Source organism: uncultured Oceanisphaera sp., from assembly GCF_947495715.1.
Taxonomy (GTDB): Bacteria; Pseudomonadota; Gammaproteobacteria; order Enterobacterales; family Aeromonadaceae; genus Oceanimonas; species Oceanimonas sediminis.
The window spans coordinates 44,926-65,675 of record NZ_CANLZU010000022.1 but is presented as its reverse complement, the minus strand read 5'-3'; the positions used below and the strand labels follow the sequence as shown (position 1 = coordinate 65,675).

Annotated in this window: 21 protein-coding genes; 3 read left to right on the top strand and 18 right to left on the bottom strand. The window is 55.9% G+C overall.

Going from position 1 to position 20,750, the window contains the following annotated elements; translation table 11 throughout:
• Positions 1-272: 272 nt before the first annotated feature.
• The 17 genes from Q0753_RS14100 to Q0753_RS14020 form a co-directional block, all read right to left on the bottom strand.
• Positions 273-1,238: a tetratricopeptide repeat protein gene (locus Q0753_RS14100; RefSeq protein WP_298722395.1), complete on the bottom strand. Its 966-nt coding sequence runs from the start codon at positions 1,236-1,238 to the stop codon at positions 273-275.
• Between the two features lie 99 nt (positions 1,239-1,337).
• The gene (locus Q0753_RS14095) at positions 1,338-2,285 is read right to left on the bottom strand and encodes a type II secretion system F family protein (protein WP_298722392.1); all 948 of its coding nucleotides are present in this window, start codon (positions 2,283-2,285) and stop codon (positions 1,338-1,340) included.
• A 1-nt stretch (position 2,286) separates the two neighbouring features.
• Positions 2,287-3,261, bottom strand: a complete 975-nt coding sequence (locus Q0753_RS14090) for a type II secretion system F family protein (protein ID WP_298722389.1) — start codon at positions 3,259-3,261, stop codon at positions 2,287-2,289.
• Positions 3,262-3,272: 11 nt separating this feature from the next.
• Positions 3,273-4,580, bottom strand: a complete 1,308-nt coding sequence (locus tag Q0753_RS14085; protein ID WP_298722386.1) for a CpaF family protein — start codon at positions 4,578-4,580, stop codon at positions 3,273-3,275.
• A gap of 64 nt (positions 4,581-4,644) precedes the next feature.
• On the bottom strand, positions 4,645-5,859 hold the full coding sequence (locus Q0753_RS14080) for a cellulose synthase operon protein YhjQ/BcsQ (protein WP_298722383.1): 1,215 nt from the start codon (positions 5,857-5,859) through the stop codon (positions 4,645-4,647).
• Between the two features lie 12 nt (positions 5,860-5,871).
• Entirely contained in the window at positions 5,872-6,351 is a 480-nt protein-coding gene (locus tag Q0753_RS14075) for a TadE/TadG family type IV pilus assembly protein (protein WP_298722381.1), read from the bottom strand.
• Complete coding sequence (locus Q0753_RS14070) at positions 6,351-6,830, bottom strand: TadE/TadG family type IV pilus assembly protein (protein WP_298722378.1); 480 nt, start codon at positions 6,828-6,830, stop codon at positions 6,351-6,353. The genes Q0753_RS14075 and Q0753_RS14070 overlap by 1 nt, the downstream gene beginning before the upstream one ends.
• Complete coding sequence (locus tag Q0753_RS14065; protein ID WP_298722375.1) at positions 6,830-8,287, bottom strand: TadE/TadG family type IV pilus assembly protein; 1,458 nt, start codon at positions 8,285-8,287, stop codon at positions 6,830-6,832. The genes Q0753_RS14070 and Q0753_RS14065 overlap by 1 nt, the downstream gene beginning before the upstream one ends.
• Before the next feature lie 28 nt (positions 8,288-8,315).
• On the bottom strand, positions 8,316-8,585 hold the full coding sequence (locus tag Q0753_RS14060) for an addiction module component (RefSeq protein WP_298722373.1): 270 nt from the start codon (positions 8,583-8,585) through the stop codon (positions 8,316-8,318).
• A gap of 49 nt (positions 8,586-8,634) precedes the next feature.
• Positions 8,635-10,041, bottom strand: a complete 1,407-nt coding sequence (locus Q0753_RS14055) for a type II and III secretion system protein family protein (protein ID WP_298722370.1) — start codon at positions 10,039-10,041, stop codon at positions 8,635-8,637.
• 36 nt (positions 10,042-10,077) lie between these two features.
• On the bottom strand, positions 10,078-10,884 hold the full coding sequence (gene cpaB, locus Q0753_RS14050; RefSeq protein ID WP_298722367.1) for a Flp pilus assembly protein CpaB: 807 nt from the start codon (positions 10,882-10,884) through the stop codon (positions 10,078-10,080).
• Between the two features lie 136 nt (positions 10,885-11,020).
• Positions 11,021-12,268, bottom strand: a complete 1,248-nt coding sequence (locus tag Q0753_RS14045; RefSeq protein WP_298722364.1) for an AAA family ATPase — start codon at positions 12,266-12,268, stop codon at positions 11,021-11,023.
• A gap of 215 nt (positions 12,269-12,483) precedes the next feature.
• Positions 12,484-13,002, bottom strand: coding sequence for a prepilin peptidase (locus Q0753_RS14040; RefSeq protein WP_298722361.1), 519 nt, complete (start codon positions 13,000-13,002; stop codon positions 12,484-12,486).
• A 46-nt stretch (positions 13,003-13,048) separates the two neighbouring features.
• Positions 13,049-13,255: a pilus assembly protein gene (locus Q0753_RS14035; protein ID WP_298722358.1), complete on the bottom strand. Its 207-nt coding sequence runs from the start codon at positions 13,253-13,255 to the stop codon at positions 13,049-13,051.
• Positions 13,256-13,662: 407 nt separating this feature from the next.
• Positions 13,663-13,845, bottom strand: a complete 183-nt coding sequence (locus Q0753_RS14030) for a Flp family type IVb pilin (protein ID WP_298722356.1) — start codon at positions 13,843-13,845, stop codon at positions 13,663-13,665.
• 87 nt (positions 13,846-13,932) lie between these two features.
• Complete coding sequence (locus Q0753_RS14025) at positions 13,933-15,249, bottom strand: L,D-transpeptidase family protein (protein ID WP_298722353.1); 1,317 nt, start codon at positions 15,247-15,249, stop codon at positions 13,933-13,935.
• Between the two features lie 51 nt (positions 15,250-15,300).
• The gene (locus tag Q0753_RS14020) at positions 15,301-15,645 is read right to left on the bottom strand and encodes a hypothetical protein (protein ID WP_298722350.1); all 345 of its coding nucleotides are present in this window, start codon (positions 15,643-15,645) and stop codon (positions 15,301-15,303) included.
• 117 nt (positions 15,646-15,762) lie between these two features.
• Here Q0753_RS14020 and asnS point away from each other — a divergent pair, with 117 nt between their 5' ends.
• Positions 15,763-17,163 (top strand): asparagine--tRNA ligase, encoded by a 1,401-nt coding sequence (asnS, locus tag Q0753_RS14015; protein WP_298722346.1) that lies wholly within the window; start codon positions 15,763-15,765, stop codon positions 17,161-17,163.
• Between the two features lie 595 nt (positions 17,164-17,758).
• Here asnS and Q0753_RS14010 read toward each other — a convergent pair.
• On the bottom strand, positions 17,759-19,051 hold the full coding sequence (locus Q0753_RS14010) for an NCS2 family permease (protein ID WP_298722343.1): 1,293 nt from the start codon (positions 19,049-19,051) through the stop codon (positions 17,759-17,761).
• Positions 19,052-19,333: 282 nt separating this feature from the next.
• On the opposite strand from Q0753_RS14010, the gene napE reads away from it, so the two are divergent.
• Positions 19,334-19,504: a periplasmic nitrate reductase, NapE protein gene (gene napE, locus Q0753_RS14005; RefSeq protein ID WP_298722340.1), complete on the top strand. Its 171-nt coding sequence runs from the start codon at positions 19,334-19,336 to the stop codon at positions 19,502-19,504.
• Positions 19,505-19,540: 36 nt separating this feature from the next.
• A complete protein-coding gene (gene torC, locus Q0753_RS14000; protein WP_298722337.1) occupies positions 19,541-20,728 on the top strand; it encodes a pentaheme c-type cytochrome TorC in 1,188 nt (395 codons plus the stop codon).
• Positions 20,729-20,750 lie beyond the last annotated feature (22 nt).

The following is a 20,750-nucleotide window of genomic DNA, read 5'->3' as shown; positions in this document are numbered from 1 at the left end:
GATCTTGCCGAGGCCTATGATGAAATGAGCAAAAATTATGCGTATTAAGTGCCAAAAATTGTGGGGATCCCTCAGGGCTGGGAGGGGGTGTTGCTGCAGAAACCCCACCCCCGCCCTCCCCTTGCCTTGCACCCCGCTGTCATTCTGTGGCTCACGAGTTCAGGGGAGGGAGCTGTATTGCTCCTCCCCCTTTGCGGGTTCACAGGCATAACGGCGGCGGTTCGCCAGGGGGAGATTTGGAGGGAGTGTCGCTGCAGGAGCGAAGGCGACTATCAGCGTTTGGCTACCGCCGTCATGTTTTTGGCCTGGTTCAGGTTGGCCACCGCTCTGGGATAGTAACGGGGTGAGGCATCGATGGCGCGCTGAAACAGGCCGGCGGCCTCTTCATAGGCGCCTTCCATCAGGGCGATATAGCCCAAATCATTGAGCGCCTCGGCCTGGGAGCCATTTTTACGCAATGCGGCCAGGGCTTCGGATTTGCGGTTCCAGCGATAATACAGCAGCCCCAGATTGCTCCAGGCACGTCGGTATTGCGGATCCTGATTTACCGCCCGGGTCAACGCCCGCTCGGCCTGGGGGTACTCTCCTTCCAGATAATAGGAAAAGCCTAAATTGGTGTGCAGCATGGCCAGGCCGGGCTGTATTTTCAAGGCACACTGGTAATGGTGGCGAGCCTGCTCACCCTGCTCCAGAATGTCCGCCAGCAGCCCCAGGCCATTATAGCTGCGCCAGGGCGACCGATTGTCGGTTACGCACTGGGCAACCGCGGTGGTCGGGGAGTCGGCGGCAGGCGCCTTGAGCCGGGCCTGATCGGCGGCCACCACCTCTTGCAGCAGGGTTTCGGCTTCCTGATGGCGTTTCATGTCCACCAGCAGCAACGCCAATGATTCTTTAAGATCCTCACGCTTTGGCGCCGCCGCCATGGCCTGCCGGTAGGCTTGCTCGGCTTGCCCGTTGTTATGTCGTTGCTGCTCCAGCCGGGCGATATGAAAATAAATATCCGCCAGCTCAAACTCGTCAAAGGCCAGCGCCTGGGTATAGGCATAAATCATGGCATCCGGGTTGCCGGCCGTTTGCGACTGGGTGACCAGCATGCGAGCCTCGGCCGCCGTGGTGGGCTTAATGACTCCCACCCCCGGCGATTTGGCCCCGAATAGTCCGTTATCGTTGGTTTCATTGGTGCTGGCACAACCACTCAGCAACACCACAGTGATCAGCGCACACAGTTTATTCTTCATTTTAAAATCCTTAAACCAGTCCATGGTCAAAGAAAGACACAATTCAAGGTTAGTCAGACCCGAATGGTTCGGCCAGTCGGTCGGGCTCCATAATGCCGGTTACATATTGCCGAACACCTTGAACACCTTGAGTAACGCCGGGCCGATGGCCACGATGAAAAACGACGGCCAGATGAAAAAGACCAGCGGAAAAATCATCTTGGTGCCGATTTTGGCCGCCATTTCCTCCGCCTCCTGCTTGCGCTTGATGCGATATTCATCGGCATAGGTACGCAGGGTTTCGGCGATGCTGGTACCCAGCTGTATGGACTGGTTGATGGCCACGTTCAGGCTGCTGAAATCTTCCAGCCCGGTACGCAGAATGAACTCGTCAAACGCCTGTTTCAGGCTGATCCCGGCGCGCAGCTTGGCGGAAATCAGCCCCAGCTCGTCGGCCAGCTCTTCATGGCTCAGGCTGATTTCTTTGGCCACCCGCTGCAGCGCCGCCTTGAAGCCCATGCCCGCCTCGGTACAGACCACCAGCAGATCCAAGGCATCCGGCATCGCCAGTTTCATTTGTGTCATGCGATGATTGGCAAATCGCTCCAGCACAAACACCGGTAACACATAAGCCACATAGGCCACCACGACCAGCAGTAACAGGATGATGTTGTAGGAAAAGGCGGTAACGGTCAGCATGATGGCAAGCGCCACCAATACCGACAGCATCACCACCAGCAGGCGGATACCGGTGAATATGCGGTAGGCCGAGTTTTTCTGAAAGCCCGCATGTACCAGCAGGGTACGAATACGGTGCCCGCTAAAGGTACCGGTGCCGCCCTGTTTGGCCAGCACCAGCCGCTGCTCCAGGCTGTCTTGCTGCTCTTCCTCTACCTGTTGCTGCATGTGATTCAGCCGCCGGCGATAGGGGTTGCTAATCCCCCCGGCCACCATGGCCAGGCCCCAGAACAGGGTCATGGCCGACAACGCCACCCCGCCTATCAGCAGCCACTGGCGCATGCGAGGATCGGTCAGGCCTGCGTTAAACAACTCTGTTAGCTCTGCCATGTTACACCTCAATCTTGATGATGCGGCTGATCCACCAGACACCCAACGCCATGGTGATGCCACCGTAAATCAGCAGCTGATGTCCTTCCTTGTTAGTCAGCAGCTCGCTGATATAACCGGGAGTCGTGATATATATCACCGCAAAGAGCGCGAAGGGGGTCAACACCAGCACCCAGCCCGACATGCGCCCTTCGGCGGACAGGGTTCTGATTTGGCGGTTGAACTTGAAACGGTCACGAATAATGGTGGCCAGCTTGTCGATGTTCTCCACCAGATTACCGCCGGTTTCCCGCTGCACCTGCACGGCGCTGATCAGCGCCATGTTCGACACACTCGGCACCCGCTCCAACAGGCCGGTCATGGCCTTGCGAATATCCTTGCGGTAATTGATGTCGGCAAACACCAGGGCAAATTCACGCCCCAGCGGATTGGGCATCTGCTCGCTGATAAGCTTGATGGTGTCGGCAAAGGAATAACCCGCCTGCAGGCCCCGCTTCATGATGTCCAGCGCCTCTGGCAGTTGCTGCTCATACAGCGCCAACCGATTATAGTAATTACGTTTGAGCTTGATGTGCATCACCAGAGCCGGCAGCACCAACGCCATCAGCACCAGCAGCCAGCTGTGCCACAGCCACCAGCACGCCACCGCCAGCACCAGGCTCACCAATGCGGTCAAAAAAACCAGTTGATACGCATAAAGGCGAGAACCCGCCAGTTCCAGCGCAAAGGCCACCCGCTCCAGCAGTGGCGAGGTTTCCAGTCGGCGCAACAGCGGCGACAACGCGTCCAGCCGCTTGGTTCGATAGATGGATACCTGCTGCTGCTCGTGATTTTCTGCCTCCAGCGCCGCAATGCGACGCTTGAGCAGAGCAGAACGGTTCAGCCGGGGCTGGGTCACCGGCACAAACATCGCCAGGCTCAAAAACACCACTGCCAGCCCGACCAACGCCAAAAAAATCAGGGTATTGCTGCTCATAAAACCTCCCGCTAGAAAATGCCCTGGTGCAACTCATCGTCACCAAACAGGCTGCGCGGCAACACCATGCCCCGACGGGCCAGACGATCGTAGAAGTTGGGCATCACGCCGGTCGGCTTGTGGCGACCCAGCACCTTGCCTTCGGCGTCGATACCGGTGCGCTCGAAGGTAAAAATCTCCGACATGGTGATTGTTTCGCCTTCCATGCCGTGCACCTCCTGCATGCTCACCATACGGCGAGTGCCGTCCTCCTGCCGTTCCAGCTGAATGATCAGATCCAGCGCCGACGCCACCTGGGCCCGAATGTTCTTCACCGGCATGTCGAAACCGGTCATGGAGACCATGTTTTCCAGCCGTCCCAGGGCGTCGCGCGGAGTATTGGCGTGAATGGTGGTCAGAGATCCTTCGTGACCGGTGTTCATGGCGGTCAACATGTCAAAGGCCTCGGCGCCCCGCACCTCCCCCACCACGATGCGATCGGGCCGCATTCGCAGGGTGTTTTTCACCAGATCACGCATGGCGACTTCTCCCCGGCCCTCTATATTGGCGGGCCGGCTTTCCAGCTGTACCACATGAGGCTGCTGTAATTGCAGCTCGGCGGAGTCTTCCACCGTGATGATGCGCTGATTGGACGGAATAAAACCGGACAGTATATTGAGGAAGGTGGTTTTACCGGTACCGGTACCGCCCGAGATCAGAATATTGAGCTTGCCCTTGACCACCGCCTCCATCACCTGGGCGATGGGCGGAGTAATGGTGCCAAAGTCGATCAGGGTGTCTACCGCCAGCTTTTCTACGGTAAAGCGTCGAATCGACAGGGTCGGGCCGTTCAGCGCCAGCGGCGGTATGATGGCATTGACCCGGGAGCCGTCTTTCAGACGGGCATCCACCATGGGCGACAGCTCGTCGATGCGACGACCCACACTGGACACGATGCGCTCTATCACCCCCATCAGATGATCGTCGTCGGTAAAGGTGAGTGGCACCCGCTCTATGCGCCCCCGGCGCTCCACGTAAATGTGTTTGGCGCCGTTGACCATGATATCCGCAATAGCCGGGTCGGCCAGCAGTGGCTCCAACGGGCCATGACCCAGTATTTCGTCCAGCAGCTGACGCACAATTTTGTGGCGGGAGTCCACCGTGAGTGGTGTGGGCGAGTCTTGCATGACCTGAAAGCACAGCCGCTCTATCTGTTCGCTGGCCTGCTCGCGAGAAATGGTTTGCAGCATGGGCAAGTCCAGCATATCCATCAGCTTGCCATGCAGACGATGTTTATAGGCTTCTTCATCCGTGTTGAGAATATAATCTTCCAGGTTCATCCTTGACCCCCATGGTTTTTCAGTGCTGATTGAATCAGCTATTCGGTACTGAAAAACAAGCTATTCAGTGTCTGCCAAACCACCTTTTAAATAATCCGGGCCTGGCGGCCTGTTCTTCATCCTGTGGCGTAATGTCACCGACAATGTCGTTAAATACTTTGACCAGTTTGTGTTTCTTTTCTATTTCCACCACCAGCTTGCCCAAATCGGTGCAGTTTTCCGCCATGGTGAAATCATTGAGCACCGTCAGAATATGCGTGACCTCTGTGGTCTGCTCTATTTTCTTTAAAGATAGGTCCTTTCTCTTGTCGTAACGGTTTATCAGCAAAATAATCCGGTTTTTCGGTATACCCAGTTCGTGTCGTAATCGTTTCAGCAGATACAGGGTTTCACGCAGGGCCGACAAAGACTGCTGCATCACCACCAGCACATGGTCGGCACATTCCAGCATGGGCACATTCCAGCTTTCGGGTCCGCGGGACAAGTCCACCACCACCTGCTGATACTGGCTGCGCAACAGGTACATCAGCTGCGAGCAGTTTTTTGCCGTGGGCTGCAGTTGTTCCGCCAGTGCAACCGGTGCCGACGGCAGCACATCCAGCCGCTCACGGGCCAGGCTGACCATGCCCGACAGGGCCATGGCATCCATTTCAGTGGCTCTTTCCATGCCGCCGGCCAGGCTGCCCTGCTTGTCTTTGACATTCAGGTAATCCGCCAGCGAGCCGTAATGCAGGTTGGCATCCACCAGCAGTGTCTTGTCGTCGTCATGCTGCCGACCCAGCGCATAACCGAGGTTGGCACAAATAAAGCTGGCGCCGGATCCGGGTTTGCCGTTGACCACCACGGTCACCGGTGCCAGCGTGGCACTGGCCGCCTGCTGGTCGGCCACCCGGGTCAGGGCCGACCACAGCTCGGCCGGCTGATAGTCGAAGGGCAAGAAGTCGACCGCCCCCAGCCGCATGGACCGGCGCATCAGGGCCGTGTTGCCCGGGTCGCCCACCACTATCAATGGCAGCGTCGGCGCCTGCCGGCGTTCCAGTTCATCGTACACGGCGCCGATCATGGGGTGATCCACCAGCAGCAACAGCTGACGCCCCGGCCTGGGCAGGGGATCCTGCTCGGATAAACGGCGCAGCTGCAACTGGCTGGACTGAAGCTGGCTTTGTAGTTGAGTCCATAAACGACCGTCCGGATCCATCACGTTGACTTGCAACGGACAGGCCAGCGGCTGACGAGGTGATGAAATGCTTTCCAGTTCTACAATTTTGGCGTCTGTCATGGTCCCTCCCGTTTAGGGGAAACAAGGTACTATGCCTTTATCAGGGGTTTCCCCCAGGCTTTCGGCTCTTACCACGGTAGAAAACCCCGGGCTGAACATGGATAAATCGACAGTAAGCGGCAAGATCATCTCAAATCTGTAATTTATAATCCCCGCTCTGACATAGTAAGGAAGATCTGTTCCTGAAACCGGAACAAAATCATCATTCAGATATTCAATATTGATGTTACTTCCTTGCAAACCAGGTACTGCACCTCCCAGCCGACTAACAACATCACTGGCTACATTAGAGCTTTCATCTAATGAACACACAGTTGCAACCCTGGCAGCCTGACGGCTTACCTCGTTCAATACAGACCAGGTATAAAGCAATCGACCTAGTTCCATAACGGCAAAGAGTACGAGAAAAATAACAGAGCCGACAATCGCAAACTCTACAACAGCAAGGCCTTGCTGCCTGTTCCGCCTAGACTTTGGAATATAAGTCGACATTATTTAACCCTCACTGTCATGCTGGTATTCAAAGGAAAATCCAGAGAAATAGCACCGGCAACAAAAGTATTGAATTCACTTCCAAAAACAGGCTGCCAGCTGTAACTCAGATCAACCTGTGAATAATAATTTTCACTATCAGCCGGAATTTCGAAAACATTTGAAAATATTACATCGTTTTTACTCAAACCAGGTAGCACAGGGCTACCGGTGCCCTGTGAGTTACCATAGACAATGATGTTTCTGATGATATTTTCCTTATCGGATCTTGTTTGAGGGTTGTCTACATAGGAGCCCATGCGATCCAGAGCCAATGCGCCACCACGCAGTGCCTGTGTCAGGGTGGCATACTGATAAAGCGCTCGGCCAAACTCACCAATCGCCAGCATCAACAGCAACATCAGAGGCAGAATCAGGGTTGCTTCTACCGCCGCCAGCCCCCGCTGCTTCCTGCTATTGCTCACAGATAAAGTACGCATCAAGAATCTCCACTGCCGGTATCGTTGTAAAGCACCAAACGGGGCTGACTGAAACCGGATTCGTCATCGGCTCCATCACCATCTGCACCACATTCAGGTATCAGTTCGCCCACAATGTACTGACTAAGCCCGTTGCCGGTGACCTCCTGATTCAGAAACATGCAGGCGACACCAATAATAGGTATGTTTTTTCCGACACTATCTCCACCAACCGCAACAGGAACTTTGACAATGCGTCTATTATTTAGACAGCCAACATCGTTTCCTTTTATTTCATATTTTTTATATGTATTGCTGAATGGGTTTTCATAGTCAGAAAACATCTGCATATTATTAACGGCATTGATATACCCATCTATATCATCTTTTTCATTTTTCTTAAGATCAGGATCCTGTTTTTTATTTTCCAAATGACTAACGATCTCATCTTTCGTGGTGCTGCCCTGCAGAAAAAGATCATTTACCAAGTTAATGAGATTATTATCCTTAAAATCAAGAACATCAGCATCTGATAACGCACAGTCAGAGTAATAACTATCGTCCCCTGGAATTGACTCCTCTGCAGGTACTGAAGGCTTTTTAAATTTACCGGGATTATAAATATTGAACCGTGTATTCAGCCCCTGCCTGGTGGGTCCGGCCATATTACCAGTCTTGCCATCAGTCACTGTCAGCGAGCAATTCGTGTCATTTTCAGCACATTCATCTACCTCTTGGTCTTCTCCTATATCTATGCAATGACCACTGGCCAAGGCTTCACGATATTTGTTTGCACCATTACCATCACCCAGATTCAAAGCCTGAAAATGACCGGGCGACATATCGGGGCTACCGGCAGCCGGTGATTTTATGACCATCATGTCCCCCGGCTCGCTGTCTGAGGCCATCTTATACCCATAGCCACTTTTACCTACATCATCTGCATCTACCAACATTAACAGCGGAATAACATCACAAATTTTACTGCCATTCTCCGGTGCCAATGTGCCCGTCACAGCCGAAGCCCTGACCTGCCAGACATCCACCATCAGCTGTGAAAAGAACTGAGTGACCGGAACCGTCTCCATTCTGACTCTCACATACTTGGCATCAGCACTACTGGTGGGTTCAAAAGGCACAGGGTTGTGAGAAAACTCGACCTGAACGGTTTCAGCCAGCTTGGTGGTATCGACTTTCATTTTTTGAAAGCCATCACCTTGCATGATGGCGCGAATGGTATCTCTTGCCGCCTTTTCTGCCTCCGCATGGGTACTCTTGGCAGCATCGGTAGAAGCCAAGGTCTTGGCCCCACTCAAGGCGGCCGCATCCACCGCATCCTGAAGCCTGTTTTTATTGAGAATAAGATAACCGCCATCCAGTGCCAGGGCGGTGAAGCCGAGCAGCGTAAAGAGCGCTATCGTCACCAGGACGAGCACGGCGCCTTTCTGTTGCTTGCGGTGCGATAACGCTTTCATCATGTTTCTCCTGCTTGTTATTCGCCGGCATTTAATCGCCGAAGTTGAGGGTTACCTGGGTTTTGCCCTCGCCGGGGGCTTCAGCCCCTTTCACATATTTGTCGTGCAGCGAGACCCCGTATTCGCCGTTCAGGGTAAGGGCGGCAATTTTGCCGTCGTTACGCACACTGGCTTCCGGGTCCATAATCTGCAGTTCGTCCAGCTCCTGAACATCGTTGCCCATGGCAAAATCGTAATACCGTTCGCCTGCACAGCCGGTAACGGCACCGGTGGCCAGCACTATCAGTAGTATCCGTTTCATTGTGTGTCTCCTTGTCTGTACCGGCTGGTCATGATTGCCATCTCTTCTACTAAAGCGACTGACCATAGGTCTGCTCCATGCCACCTTCGGCTACCGCCTGGCTCATGCCGGTATTACCCTGCGACTGCACCATCGGCGTTTGATCGCCGGCCCGGTTGCGCAACGACATTTTGCCCAGCAGGTAAAACTCGATATCGGTCGGTTCGATAAAACCATCGGTCGGCAGGCTGACCTGCTGTTTGTCGAACGGCCGTACCAGGCGGGGCGTCACCATGATCACCAGCTCGGACTCGCCCTTGGTAAAACTGCGGCTGGTAAACAGGTTGCCAAGTACCGGAATGTCGCCGGCAAAAGGCAGCTGCCTGACCGACTCGCGGCTGTTCTCGCTGAGCAGGCCGGCGATGCTGATGGTCTGACCGTCGCCCAGTTCGACCGTGGTGCCGGCACTGCGTTTGCTGAGCGCGGTAATATCCCCGAACAGGGGCACATTGGCCTGGTTCGCCACCACCGGCTCGCTGACCGACACATTGAGATTGAGGTTGATTTTTCCGCTGCTCAGCACCACGGGCGTAAACTTGAGGCCCACCCCGAACTCCTTGAACTCCACCGCTATCCCGTCTTCGGTAGGAACCGGTACCGGAAACTCGCCGCCGGACAGAAACTCGGCCGACTGACCGCTAATGGCGGTAATGCGTGGCTCGGCCAGCACCCGGGCCAGGCCGCGGGTCTTGGCCAGATCCAGCGCCACGTTAAACACGGTGTCGGCGCTGGCAAACTGGCCAACCAGGGTGTTGCTGCCAAAGCTGGCCAACTGGCCCACGCTGTCACGCAACAACGAAAAACCCCAGTTACCGGAACTTTCAAGCAGCTCGAACGCCGACTCCCAGCTGCGCGAGGTATCTCGCGCCACCTCGGCCACGGTCACTTCCAGCATCACCTGCTGGCCGCCGCCCACGCTCATCATGTTCATCACCTCGGAGCGGGCCACGCCCCCTTCGGCGGCCACCACATAACCACGCCCCAGTTCATAGGCGGCGTTCAGCCGGTTCAGATCCGACACTTCGCCACTCATGACCAGCTGACCCTGGGAGGTATGCACCTGAATCGGCTCGTTGGGCAAGAAGCGATAGAGCCGTTCTTTCAGCCCCTGCAGATCGTGGCTGACCTCGATGTCGTATACCTGCATCAGGCCATCGTTCATATCCCATACCATCAGGTTGGTATGGCCGAGCGACTTGCCCACCAGATACAGCTCTCGATCCTGCAATACCAGTACATCGGCAATAGCGGGGTTGCCCACCGATACCCGGCTGGCGGGTCTATCCAGCATCAGCGAGCGGGATTTATGAATGGGTAACTGCACTTCATTCCCTGCCTGCTGCAGGCTGCCCCCGGCCCATAGCAGGCCGGGCGATAGCAGCAGTGCTGCTAACATAGCGTTAAGCAGTGTTTTCATAGTGTCACCTCCGTGTGAACCTTGTTTTATTGGTATTCAGCTTTTTACCGACACCTGCTGCTGACTGGTGCCCTTAATCAGATCAACAGACAACTGGCGAGGCCGAGCCCTGGGCTTAGGTGCCGCCGGCTCTGCCGCTACCGGAGAAGCAGACTCCGGCGAGATCGCGGCCACTATGTCGTTCAGATCCTGTGCGTCATTGGGATTACGTAGTGCCAGCTGAATACGACCGTTGGAGCTGGCGTTAACCAGTTTCTCGGCCTGCTCGGGATCCACTTCCAGGGTAACGGCGCGCACCAGCTTGGGACGGTTTTCATCGGTATGCTGGGTTTGATCCACAGCCAGTACCTTGAGGTTTTTCAGCACGGTGCGGGTCATGTCACCCTCGGTAAACAGAATGTCCACCCGGTTGCCGGGCAACAGAAAACCCGCCACCCCGATAACGTCGTTCACCCTTACCGTAACCGCCCGCATACCCGGCTCCAGCAGCACAGAGAGGGTGCTACCCTGCCCGATGGGCGTGAGTCGCTCCTTGCGCAACACGTCGCCTTTATAGAGGTTGTTTTTGGTCACCATGCCCTGGGTTTCTTCCAGAGTATTAATGGCACCGGGCGGCACCAGGCGGGCATCTATCTGCTTGAGTTGCACATGAATGGGATCGAGCTGCACGCCGGGGGCCAGGTCCACCGACGCCACCACCACCTGCGCCAGCTCGCTGCCCGCCCGTTCGGCCTCGCGGGCACTGGCGGCGCTTTGTTGTTCAAGCCAGTTATTGGCCATCCAGGCGGCGCCGAGGCCGAATATTACCGACAAGAATAAAAGCATTACGGTTCGTGTTTTCATAACCCCATCCTTAGGTTTACTACAACCCTTTTAATTAACAGGCGGTTATTAATAAACAGCTATTAATCATCATCAACCAACTGTTATTAACCAGCTGTTATTAACCAGATTGTGCTGAACAGTAAAAAAAGTATAGTCAGTGCACACAATACATGCTCCAGGCTTTTTTCAGTATTTTTTCATCGAGCGGCTCACCGGCCTGGCCGTTGAAATGCATGATATCCCGGGCGATACCCAGAATATCGCGCGGGTAACAGGCGATGAGTGGTTTTCCGCTATTTTCATGCAGCTCGTTCACCATATAATCGAACAATGACTCGTTGGCGATCAGTTGATATTTTTCCAGGTTCATCAGCCAGATATTTTTATATAATGCTGGCGACATGGCGCCCAGTTCAATCTTGTAACCCAGGCGGCGCAAAAAGGCCTCATCGGCGATGGCTTGTGGATCCAGATTGGTGGAAAACACCAGTATCTGCTCGAACGGAATATCGAAGTGCAGACCATTGGGCAATGACAGAAAATCACGCCGTTCTTCCATCGGCACTATCCAGCGGTTGAACAACTCGTCGGCCGCAAAGCCCTGTCGCCCCAAGTCGTCAATCAGAAAGACGCCGTTATTGGCCTTCATTTGCAAGGGCGCACTGTACTGGCGGGACTGTCGGTCGAAGTGCACCTCCAGCGCCTCCAGCTTGAGCTCACCGCCCACCATGACCAGCGGTCGCTTGCAGGGCACATAACGGCCGTCCATGTCTTCGCTCTGGTCGTGCATGAGGTCGTCGGCCCGCCAGTGATAGAGGGGATCGAATATCGGTATTATGGTGTTCTGCACCGCGATGGCGTGCGGCACGTAAATCGTTTCATCGAACATCTTGTTGAAGCGATGACACAAAAAGCTTTTGCCGGTGCCCGCATGGCCGTAAATAAGCAGCGGGCGGCGGGAATTCAGCGCCGGCCCCAGGGTGTTGATCAACTCCTGGCTGATCACAATGTCACCCAACGCCTGCTCCAGCCGCTCCCGGCCAATGCTGCGTTCACCCAGCGCTTGGCTCAGCACCAGCCGGTTGTATGCCTCCAGCGGAATGGGCGCCGGGCCCAGATAGCCGTCGCGGGCGCTCAGCTCCTGGGCTTCATACTGGCCCTTGGCGGTAAGCGCATAGCGAATAACATCGCCGGAACGCCCCGAGGCGCGCACTTCCACCTGCTGCAGCATTTTCAGCTCTTGCAGCAGAGGCTCCACCACGCTGCCACGCAGGCAGAGCCTGTCGCTCAAAGCCGGCAACGACAGGGTCCCTTCTTCCTGCAGGTGGCGCAGGGTCAGGCGCAGCAACAGCTCTTTCGACAGGCCGGTATCGGCCAGGGTTTTCGGTTTGGGCAGGTACATCCGTGTTACCTCCTATCTCTGTAAGCTGTAAGCCGTAAGCCGTAAGCCGTAAGCCGTAAGCCGTAAGCCGTAGGGTCGACTTCAGTCGACCGTATTTCACCGAGTGCCGGGTAATATCTTCATGCTGCTCCATGCCTTGGCAAATCATGGGCGAATAACGGTCGAATACTCTTACCTGAAATAAGTCGACCCTACTCCTTGATGTCCAGTCATGTTCAGGATACCAGGGTAAATATCTGGTACTTGTTGAGCACCACCGCCAGCATGGCGCCCAGTGCCAGTGCCGGGCCGTAAGGCACCTTTAAACCGGCCATTTCGTTTTCGACCGGGGCCAGATAACGGCGGGTACCCAATATGATGCCATAACGACTGAAAGTGGCCTTAAACCCCTGCCAGCCTACTCTGCGCCAGGCAAGTATCAGCACCAGAGGCAAGCCAATGATTAATCCATAAAGTAAGGCTTCCAGAAAAACCTGCCAGCCGGTAAAGGTGGCAATGGCCATGCCCAGTTTAATATCACCGCCTGCCAGAACCCGAAAGACAAAAAATGGAAACAGAAGTATAAAGGAATAAAGCAAGCCGCTCAGGGCAAAGGCCGGCCCTTGGCCAAAAACGGCATGAAAGGCCAACGCCAAGGGGATAAAGCTTAGCGTCAACCAGTTGGGAATTTTATGGCGGGACAAATCCATCCAGCAGGCCGCCATCAAAAAAAACAGTAATGGTAGCTGTTCCATAGCATCACCAAATTATAGGGGCAGCAATAAACTGCCCCAGCTAACATTAACAATTTGTAGAGCTAGTTCCTGATACGGCTGAATCACCAAGACCAGTACAAAGCGCACCAATACTTGCATCAACATTTACACCAAGTTGAGTAAATGCACCTATTACACCTGCAGCAACCAAACCTCCCGCAATTGCATACTCAACGGTAGTCAGACCCTCTTCATCATTCATCAGGCGCAACAGTTCTTTGGCAATAAACATAAGAAAACCCTCTTTCCTTGCTTGTGTTTTCAGTTCCCTGTTTTACAGAAAACCTTCCTGTTAAATTGCTTTACCTACTTTCAAATTCACCTTCCAAATCCGGCACAGCCTGTGCCTGCTCTCATCATATAGTCTCGCCGCCTCCCTTCTGCTCGATTATATGTTCCGCCACTCTACAGATATTAACTTCCATTAAGTGCCGGGCCTTAAGCAATGTGCTTGTTATTATTTATAGCTCAGTTTCACTGTGCCGGCGTGGTTTAAATATGTGAAAGATTCCGAAAGATAACCACTGTTTAGCGGCATTTTGTTCATTTTTTTCGACTGTTCTGTCAAAGTGCCGGCCGGCACACACAAAAAGGCCCGCTTTGCCAAGGGCAAGCGGGCCAGCACGTGAGCAGCTTGCCTCAACAGCTGCTGCCATCGTTCTTGATCGTGGTGCACATGCCGGTAATGCTCGTCTCCACTGCGCCCCCCAGATTGACAAAAGCTGTTATCATTCCGGTGGCAACCAAGGCACCTGCGATGGCATATTCCACCGTAGTCAGGCCGCTCTCATCGTGCCAGAGTCGTAGTAACTGATTAACCATGATGTTTACCTCCGTGTAAGCACTCAGGCTTCATATATTGGCGTGTTTTCACTGCAAGTATAGAAGGAGCCTGTTTGTATACCTGTGTTAAATACGCTCATTTTTTCGATAGATATCTTCGGCAAAGACCAGGCGGCCCTGCTCTACCCAGGTAGTGAAATACACCAGAAACACCGGGGTTGGCGAGCGGGTGGGCAAGACCCGGGTTTGCTCATATTCCGGTAAAGACCAGCCCAGGTTTTGCACCAGTTGACCCGGCTCGGCCAGCCGCACACAGCCGTGACTCAACGCCCGTTGCTGTTCACCGAACAGCCGTTTGTCCGGCGTGTCGTGCAGGTAAATATTGAAAGGGTTGTTCATTTCAAACTTGAAGCGCCCCAGCGCATTGCCGGGCCCCGGTTGTTGCACCAGTCGCAGGCCGGCCGGGGGCTGCTGCCAGTTGATGGTGCCCGGATCCTGTTTGCCCGCCACACCCGGCAGCCAGACGCCGAAGCCGTTGCGGCTTAAAAAGCCCCGGTCACGCTTTTGTGCCGGTAACAAGTCTTCACGAATGATGTTGGCGGTGGGGGTCCAGTCCGGATTGACCTTGAGCGCCTTGATATGGGTGCCCAGCTCGGGCGTGGGCCAGTCGGGCCGCCCGACGATGACCTTCATGCTCAGGGTCGGTCGGGATTGCTGGATCAGGGTCAGCCGATAGGCGGGAATATTCACCAGCACAAACCGCTCGGGGGCGGCGGGCGGCAATAACAGCCAGCGGCGCAGGTTATGGCGTAGTTCGGCTCGTAACTCGGCGGGCGAGCGGTTCAGCATGGCGCGGATTTCGGTGGTAAGCCGGCCGTTCGGCTTCAGGCCATTGGCCCGTTGCAGGCTCTTGAGAATGTCACTCAGGCTGCGATCCAGCGCATCGGTCCGGCCACGAGGCGGTGTTAGCGTATAACCCAGTTCGGTCAGCCGCTGGCGTAATGCTGGAATGGCTCTGTCCCGTTCACCGGGCCTCACTTCACCACCGGGGGGCAAGGCCGTCATGCCGACGGCGTCCTTCAGGGCATGATAATGCCGTTTGAGTTGAAGATAGCCGGGGTAGTCCGGCAATTGGCGGCGCAGATAGGCGCTTAGCTCGCCACTGCGCACAGCCTGCTCGAAACCGGCCTCGGTGTGGTCGGGGGAAAGGGCATACTGGGCAAAACGGGCCCGGTTTGCCAGCACCCGGCGCCATTCCCGGCTGAGCCAGGCGTCCCGTTCGGCCGGCGACAACCCCGCCATGGCGGCCGGGTCGGGCAACAGTAACTCCTGCAGTTGCCGACCGGATTCGTTCAGTTCATTGTCTCCGCTGTGCCACAACATCCGTTCTGCGGCTTGCAACGGCGACACCAACACCCATAACAGCACCATCAAACGCAACATCAGTACCCCTCCCTGGGACTGTGACGGCTTTAAGTATGGACAAAAAACCGGTTATTGCGGATAAAAATAAAACAGCAACAGGGTGAACAGGGCCGCGGCAACCAGCAGCAACAGGTAGATCTTGAGAAACTGCTGATGACGCCGCCCCTTGAGGTGCACCAGGGTAAAGGCGGTCACCGCCAGCCCCAGAATGCCAAATGTACCCATGTGAAACCAAATGCTGTGCGGCATCAGCCATTCGGTTCTCACGGCAATATCCTGATAACGCAGATAGCCAAACTGCTGCTCCGGGCGACCGTAATGAAACACCAGCAGCAACAGTATATACAGGCTCCAGCCACCCAGGGTCATGGTTACCAGCAACTTTCCCAGCCAATCGGTGCCTTGTTTTGCCATGGCGCCCTCCGGTTCAACTTTTGCTTGAGTCCTGAGACTACAGAGGTAACATTAGCTTCCTTATCTATAGTCTATCGGCCTCGTGCCGATTTAGTTGAAGCTGGAGAGCGATTTCACATGACCCACGCATCCGTTACTGATGTGCTGGCGGGCAAATATCCTGTTGGCACCACCCTGACCGTTAAAGGGTGGATTCGTACTCGCCGTGACTCCAAGGCGGGTATCTCGTTTTTGGCAGTACACGATGGCAGCTGCTTCAATCCGGTGCAGGCCGTGGTACCCAATAACGTGGCGAATTATCAGAATGAAGTGGTGCGTCTGACCACCGGTTGTTCGGTGGAAGTCACCGGCACCGTAGCCGCCTCTCAGGGTCAGGGCCAGGACTTCGAGCTGCAGGCCACCGAGGTCAAGGTTATCGGTTGGGTCGAAGATCCGGACAGCTACCCCATGGCCGCCAAGCGCCACTCCATCGAGTACCTGCGCGAATACGCCCACCTGCGCCCGCGCACCAACATGATGGGCGCCGTTACCCGGGTGCGTAACTGCCTGGCTCAGGCCCTTCACCGCTTCTTTCACGAAAATGGTTACGCCTGGGTCGCCACCCCGCTGATTACCGCCTCCGACTGCGAAGGCGCCGGCGAGATGTTCCGGGTTTCCACCCTGGATCTGCAGAACCTGCCCCGCACCGACAAGGGTGACATCGACTTCGGCGAAGACTTTTTCGGCAAGGAAACCTTTCTCACCGTATCCGGCCAGCTGAACGCCGAAGCCTACGCCTGCGCCATGAGCAAGATTTATACCTTTGGCCCGACCTTCCGCGCCGAAAACTCCAACACCAGCCGTCACCTCGCCGAGTTCTGGATGGTGGAGCCCGAGCTGGCTTTTGCCGATCTGGACGATGCCGCCCGCCTGGCGGAAGAGATGCTGAAGTATGTGTTCAACGCCGTGCTGACCGAGCGTATGGACGACATGGACTTTTTCGCCCAGCGTGTAGATAAAGACGCCATTACCCGGCTGCAGAGCTTTGTGAAGCAGGACTTCGCCCAGGTGGACTACACCGATGCGGTCGAGATACTGCAAAACTGCGGCAGAAAGTTCGAGTTCCCGGTGGCATGGGGCGTTGATTTGTCTTCCGAGCACGAGCGCTACCTGGCCGAAGAACACTTCAAGGCGCCGGTGGTGGTCAAGAACTATCCCAAGGATATCAAGTCCTTCTACATGAAGCTGAACCCGGACGGCAAAACCGTGGCCGCCATGGATGTACTGGCCCCGGGCATCGGCGAGATCATCGGCGGCTCCCAGCGGGAAGAAGTGCTGGAAGTGCTGGACAGCCGCATGGTTGAAATGGGCCTGAACCCGGCAGACTACGGCTGGTATCGGGACCTTCGCCGTTACGGCACCGTGCCCCACTCCGGTTTTGGTCTGGGCTTCGAGCGTCTGGTGGCCTACGTGACCGGCATGGCTAACGTACGGGACGTCATCCCCTTCCCCCGCACCCCGCGCAACGCCGACTTCTGATCTTCAGACGTTAAAATACGCGCAACAAAAAGCCCTGCAATGCAGGGCTTTTTTGTGCACAGTAACACCGGCGTCGAACGGCCCCTCCCCCTTGGCTGCGGGGAAACAGGCATGACGGCGGATTATCGCCAGGGGGAGGATGGGTGGGGGTGTTATACCAATCCCAGTAATGATCTGGTCATGTTGAGGCCCCAGATCAGAGGAAACACAGCCGCCCCCCTCGACACGCCATAAACCCATCCATGGGGGCTCGGAAATGCCGTCCATGGCATTTCACGGTCGTGGGAGCCGTTCTCTGTTGCCTCTTCTGGAACACCGAGTTTCCTGTAGACGGCGCCAACAGGCGACTCAGCGGCATCAAGGAGGGCAAAGGGATCAGCTCCAGCGACCATCACATGACAAGGATGTCATGTGCTGAGCGTCACATGGATGTGCTTGCAGCGGGTCGGTGGGGCAGACCCTTTGTCCGACGTTTATACAGAAATAAAATAGATCATTTTTTAATGTAATTGGTATTAAAGGGGAGGGAGAAAAACAGCGTCCAACGTAGGTTCTTCTCACCCCTCACCCCTCACCTCTCACCCCTCACAAATCTTCACACCCCGAAGGCAAATTTCAGTGCGAACATGGCCGCCAGTGCCCACACCACCGGGCTGACTTCACCGGCGCGACCGGCCAGCAGCTTGACCGCCACAAAGCTGATAAAGCCGAAGGCGATGCCGTTGGCGATGGAAAAAGAGAACGGCATCATCAGCAGTACCACCACGGCGGGCACCGCTTCGGTAATGTCATCCCAGTGCAGGTGAGTCAGCTGGCCCAGCATCAGCACCGCCACATAAACCAGGGCACCGGCGGTCGCGTAAGCCGGTACCATGCCCGCCAGCGGCGAGAACAGCAGGGCGGCAATAAACATCAGGCCGGTGATCACGGCGGTGAGGCCGCTGCGCCCGCCCACCGAGACCCCGGCGGTACTTTCCACATAGGAGGTGGTGGTCGAGGTGCCCAGTACCGAGCCGGCAATGGAGGCGGTGCTGTCGGCCAGCAGGGCGCGACCCAAGCGCGGCAGCCGACCCTTTTCATCCAGCAGCTTGGCGCGCTGGGCCACGGCAATCAGGGTGCCGGAGGTGTCGAACAGGTCGACAAACAGAAAGGCAAAAATCACCGACAGCATGCCGATATTGAAGGCGCCGGCAATGTCCAGCTGCATCAAGGTCGGCATCATGGACGGCGGCGCGGAGACGATACCCTGATACTGAATATCGCCGAAGGCCACGCCCAGCCCGGTAATGATCAGAATACCGATCATCACGGCACCGCGCATGCCACGGGCCGCCATGCCGATGATCAGAAAAAAGCCCAGGGTCGCCAGGCCTACCTGCAGGCTGGTGACATCACCCAATCCTACCAGTGTGGCCGGGTTATCGACGATGATACCGGCATTTTTAAGGCCAACCAGCGCCAGAAAGAGGCCGATACCGGCGGCAATGCCGATTTTCAGCGGGCCGGGAATGGAGTTGATGATCCATGCACGCACCTTGAACAGACTCAGCAGCACGAAGATACAGCCGGAGAAGAACACGGCGCCCAGGGCACTCTGCCAGCTGTAGCCTTCGGTCAACACCACAGTGTAGGTGAAAAAGGCGTTCAGCCCCATGCCCGGTGCCAGGGCGATGGGGTAGTTGGCCAGCAGCCCCATGATGAAACAGCCGATGGCCGCCGCCAGACAGGTGGCCACAAACACGGCGCCATAATCCATGCCCGCCTCGGACAGAATCGCCGGGTTGACGAAGATGATATAGGCCATGGTCAGGAAGGTGGTAATGCCCGCCACCACTTCCTGGCGCACATTGGTACCCAGTTCCTTGAGGTGAAAATATTTGTCTAGCATAGAGGGATCTACTGTATGAATAAGAGAGCCTGAAATTATCGATGTAAAAGACCCCTTTGGCAATCACACGCCCCTGCAGGGCAGCCGTTAACATACATAAACCGGGTCGAGCCGGTTCATAATGTTCCTCTGTCTTGACCACGATCAACGATACTTCCGACTATCATTGTTAGTATCCACCTACTGCTGATCGCATGCCGTTCTTAATGCGAAACAGGCAATACCTTCGAGTATTACGCTCACCAGCAAAACACCGGCTCCGGAACGTCAAGGGACATCACCATGAACAAGACTCCTCCCCCTCCAGCCCACTCCCGTCGTCGGGAATGGCTGACCTTTCTGTTGATTACCGCGGTTTTCTTCCCCCTGCTCAGCGTGATGACGGTGGGCGGGTACGGCTTTATTGTCTGGATGCTGCAGATCTTTTTCGGTCCACCCGGGCACGGTGCCTGATCCCAATGTCCCTTCGACCCTGACGCGAGAATCGCCATGCTGACCTTATTGAAAAAAATCTGGAATACCCTCAAGCGCCCCCCGGTGCATATCAGCCTGGGCGTGCTGACCCTGGGCGGCTTTGTGGCCGGCGTCATTTTCTGGGGCGGTTTCAACACCGCGCTGGAAGTCACCAATACCGAAGAATTCTGTATCGGCTGTCATGAAATGGAGAACAACGTCTATCAGGAGCTGCAGGAAACCATTCACTGGTCCAACCGCTCCGGCGTACGCGCGACCTGCCCCGACTGCCATGTACCGCACAACTGGACCAACAAGATTGCCCGCAAGATGCAGGCCAGCAAGGAAGTCTGGGGCAAGGTGTTCGGCACCATCGACACCCGGGAAAAGTTCCTCGATAAACGGCTGGAACTGGCCCAGCACGAATGGGCCCGTTTCTCGGCCAACGGCTCGCTGGAATGCCGTAACTGTCACGATTACAACAGCATGAACTGGGACGTGATGTCCGACAAGGCCAAGCGCTTCATGAAGCCTGCCGCCGAGCGCGACCAGAGCTGCCTCGATTGTCACAAGGGCATTGCCCACCAGCTGCCGGAGCAGATGACCTTCAAGGATCCGGCGCTCGACCAGCTGGAGCAGCGTGCCCAGGGGCTGAGCCCGGATGAAGGCGGCAGCTACTACACCGTGAAGGCGGTCACCCTGTATCTGGACCCCGAGCTGACCCAGGAAGCCGGTGAGCTGGAAGCGGCCAGCCCGGTCAAACTGCTGGAAGAAAACGGCGACAGCGTCAAACTGCTGGTACCGGCCTGGCGCAAGACCCGTGGTTTTGGCCGCGTGCTGTATGAAGACTTCGGCATGAACATCACCAGCCTGGTACTGGAAAAAGAAATAGCCCAGGACGAAAGTCTGGTGCAGTTAGTCAGTGAAGCCAGGGTCGACGAGATGACCGGCCTGCCCTGGGAACAGGTAGAAGTGGCCCTGTGGACCCAGCCCGGTGCCCTGCTGCCGGAAGCCGAAGACATCTGGGGCTATGCCCGGGATACCTATCGCAGCGCTTGCAGCGTGTGTCACTCCCAACCGGCCGAAGCCCACTTTGACGCCAATACCTGGCCGGGCATGTTTGCCGGTATGGTCGGCTTTACCAACATGGATGCCGATACCCAGGCGCTGGTGCTCAAGTACCTGCAGAAACATTCGTCCGACTATTCCGACGGCGCACACTGATCACGAGTTGACGAGGCAAAGA

Excerpts from the sequence above, each read along its gene's own strand:
- Q0753_RS14055 (WP_298722370.1), bottom strand. The coding sequence starts at position 10,041 with ATGAAAACACTGCTTAACGCTATGTTAGCAGCACTGCTGCTATCGCCC.
- Q0753_RS14085 (WP_298722386.1), bottom strand. The coding sequence starts at position 4,580 with ATGAACCTGGAAGATTATATTCTCAACACGGATGAAGAAGCCTATAAA.
- napE (WP_298722340.1), top strand. The coding sequence starts at position 19,334 with ATGAACAAGACTCCTCCCCCTCCAGCCCACTCCCGTCGTCGGGAATGG.
- cpaB (WP_298722367.1), bottom strand. The coding sequence starts at position 10,884 with ATGAAAACACGAACCGTAATGCTTTTATTCTTGTCGGTAATATTCGGC.
- Q0753_RS14010 (WP_298722343.1), bottom strand. The coding sequence starts at position 19,051 with ATGCTAGACAAATATTTTCACCTCAAGGAACTGGGTACCAATGTGCGC.
- Q0753_RS14065 (WP_298722375.1), bottom strand. The coding sequence starts at position 8,287 with ATGATGAAAGCGTTATCGCACCGCAAGCAACAGAAAGGCGCCGTGCTC.
- Q0753_RS14025 (WP_298722353.1), bottom strand. The coding sequence starts at position 15,249 with ATGTTGCGTTTGATGGTGCTGTTATGGGTGTTGGTGTCGCCGTTGCAA.
- Q0753_RS14030 (WP_298722356.1), bottom strand. The coding sequence starts at position 13,845 with ATGGTTAATCAGTTACTACGACTCTGGCACGATGAGAGCGGCCTGACT.
- Q0753_RS14060 (WP_298722373.1), bottom strand. The coding sequence starts at position 8,585 with ATGAAACGGATACTACTGATAGTGCTGGCCACCGGTGCCGTTACCGGC.
- Q0753_RS14045 (WP_298722364.1), bottom strand. The coding sequence starts at position 12,268 with ATGTACCTGCCCAAACCGAAAACCCTGGCCGATACCGGCCTGTCGAAA.
- Q0753_RS14080 (WP_298722383.1), bottom strand. The coding sequence starts at position 5,859 with ATGACAGACGCCAAAATTGTAGAACTGGAAAGCATTTCATCACCTCGT.
- asnS (WP_298722346.1), top strand. The coding sequence starts at position 15,763 with ATGACCCACGCATCCGTTACTGATGTGCTGGCGGGCAAATATCCTGTT.
- Q0753_RS14075 (WP_298722381.1), bottom strand. The coding sequence starts at position 6,351 with ATGTCGACTTATATTCCAAAGTCTAGGCGGAACAGGCAGCAAGGCCTT.
- Q0753_RS14090 (WP_298722389.1), bottom strand. The coding sequence starts at position 3,261 with ATGAGCAGCAATACCCTGATTTTTTTGGCGTTGGTCGGGCTGGCAGTG.
- torC (WP_298722337.1), top strand. The coding sequence starts at position 19,541 with ATGCTGACCTTATTGAAAAAAATCTGGAATACCCTCAAGCGCCCCCCG.
- Q0753_RS14035 (WP_298722358.1), bottom strand. The coding sequence starts at position 13,255 with ATGTTTATTGCCAAAGAACTGTTGCGCCTGATGAATGATGAAGAGGGT.
- Q0753_RS14040 (WP_298722361.1), bottom strand. The coding sequence starts at position 13,002 with ATGGAACAGCTACCATTACTGTTTTTTTTGATGGCGGCCTGCTGGATG.
- Q0753_RS14070 (WP_298722378.1), bottom strand. The coding sequence starts at position 6,830 with ATGCGTACTTTATCTGTGAGCAATAGCAGGAAGCAGCGGGGGCTGGCG.
- Q0753_RS14095 (WP_298722392.1), bottom strand. The coding sequence starts at position 2,285 with ATGGCAGAGCTAACAGAGTTGTTTAACGCAGGCCTGACCGATCCTCGC.
- Q0753_RS14100 (WP_298722395.1), bottom strand. The coding sequence starts at position 1,238 with ATGAAGAATAAACTGTGTGCGCTGATCACTGTGGTGTTGCTGAGTGGT.
- Q0753_RS14020 (WP_298722350.1), bottom strand. The coding sequence starts at position 15,645 with ATGGCAAAACAAGGCACCGATTGGCTGGGAAAGTTGCTGGTAACCATG.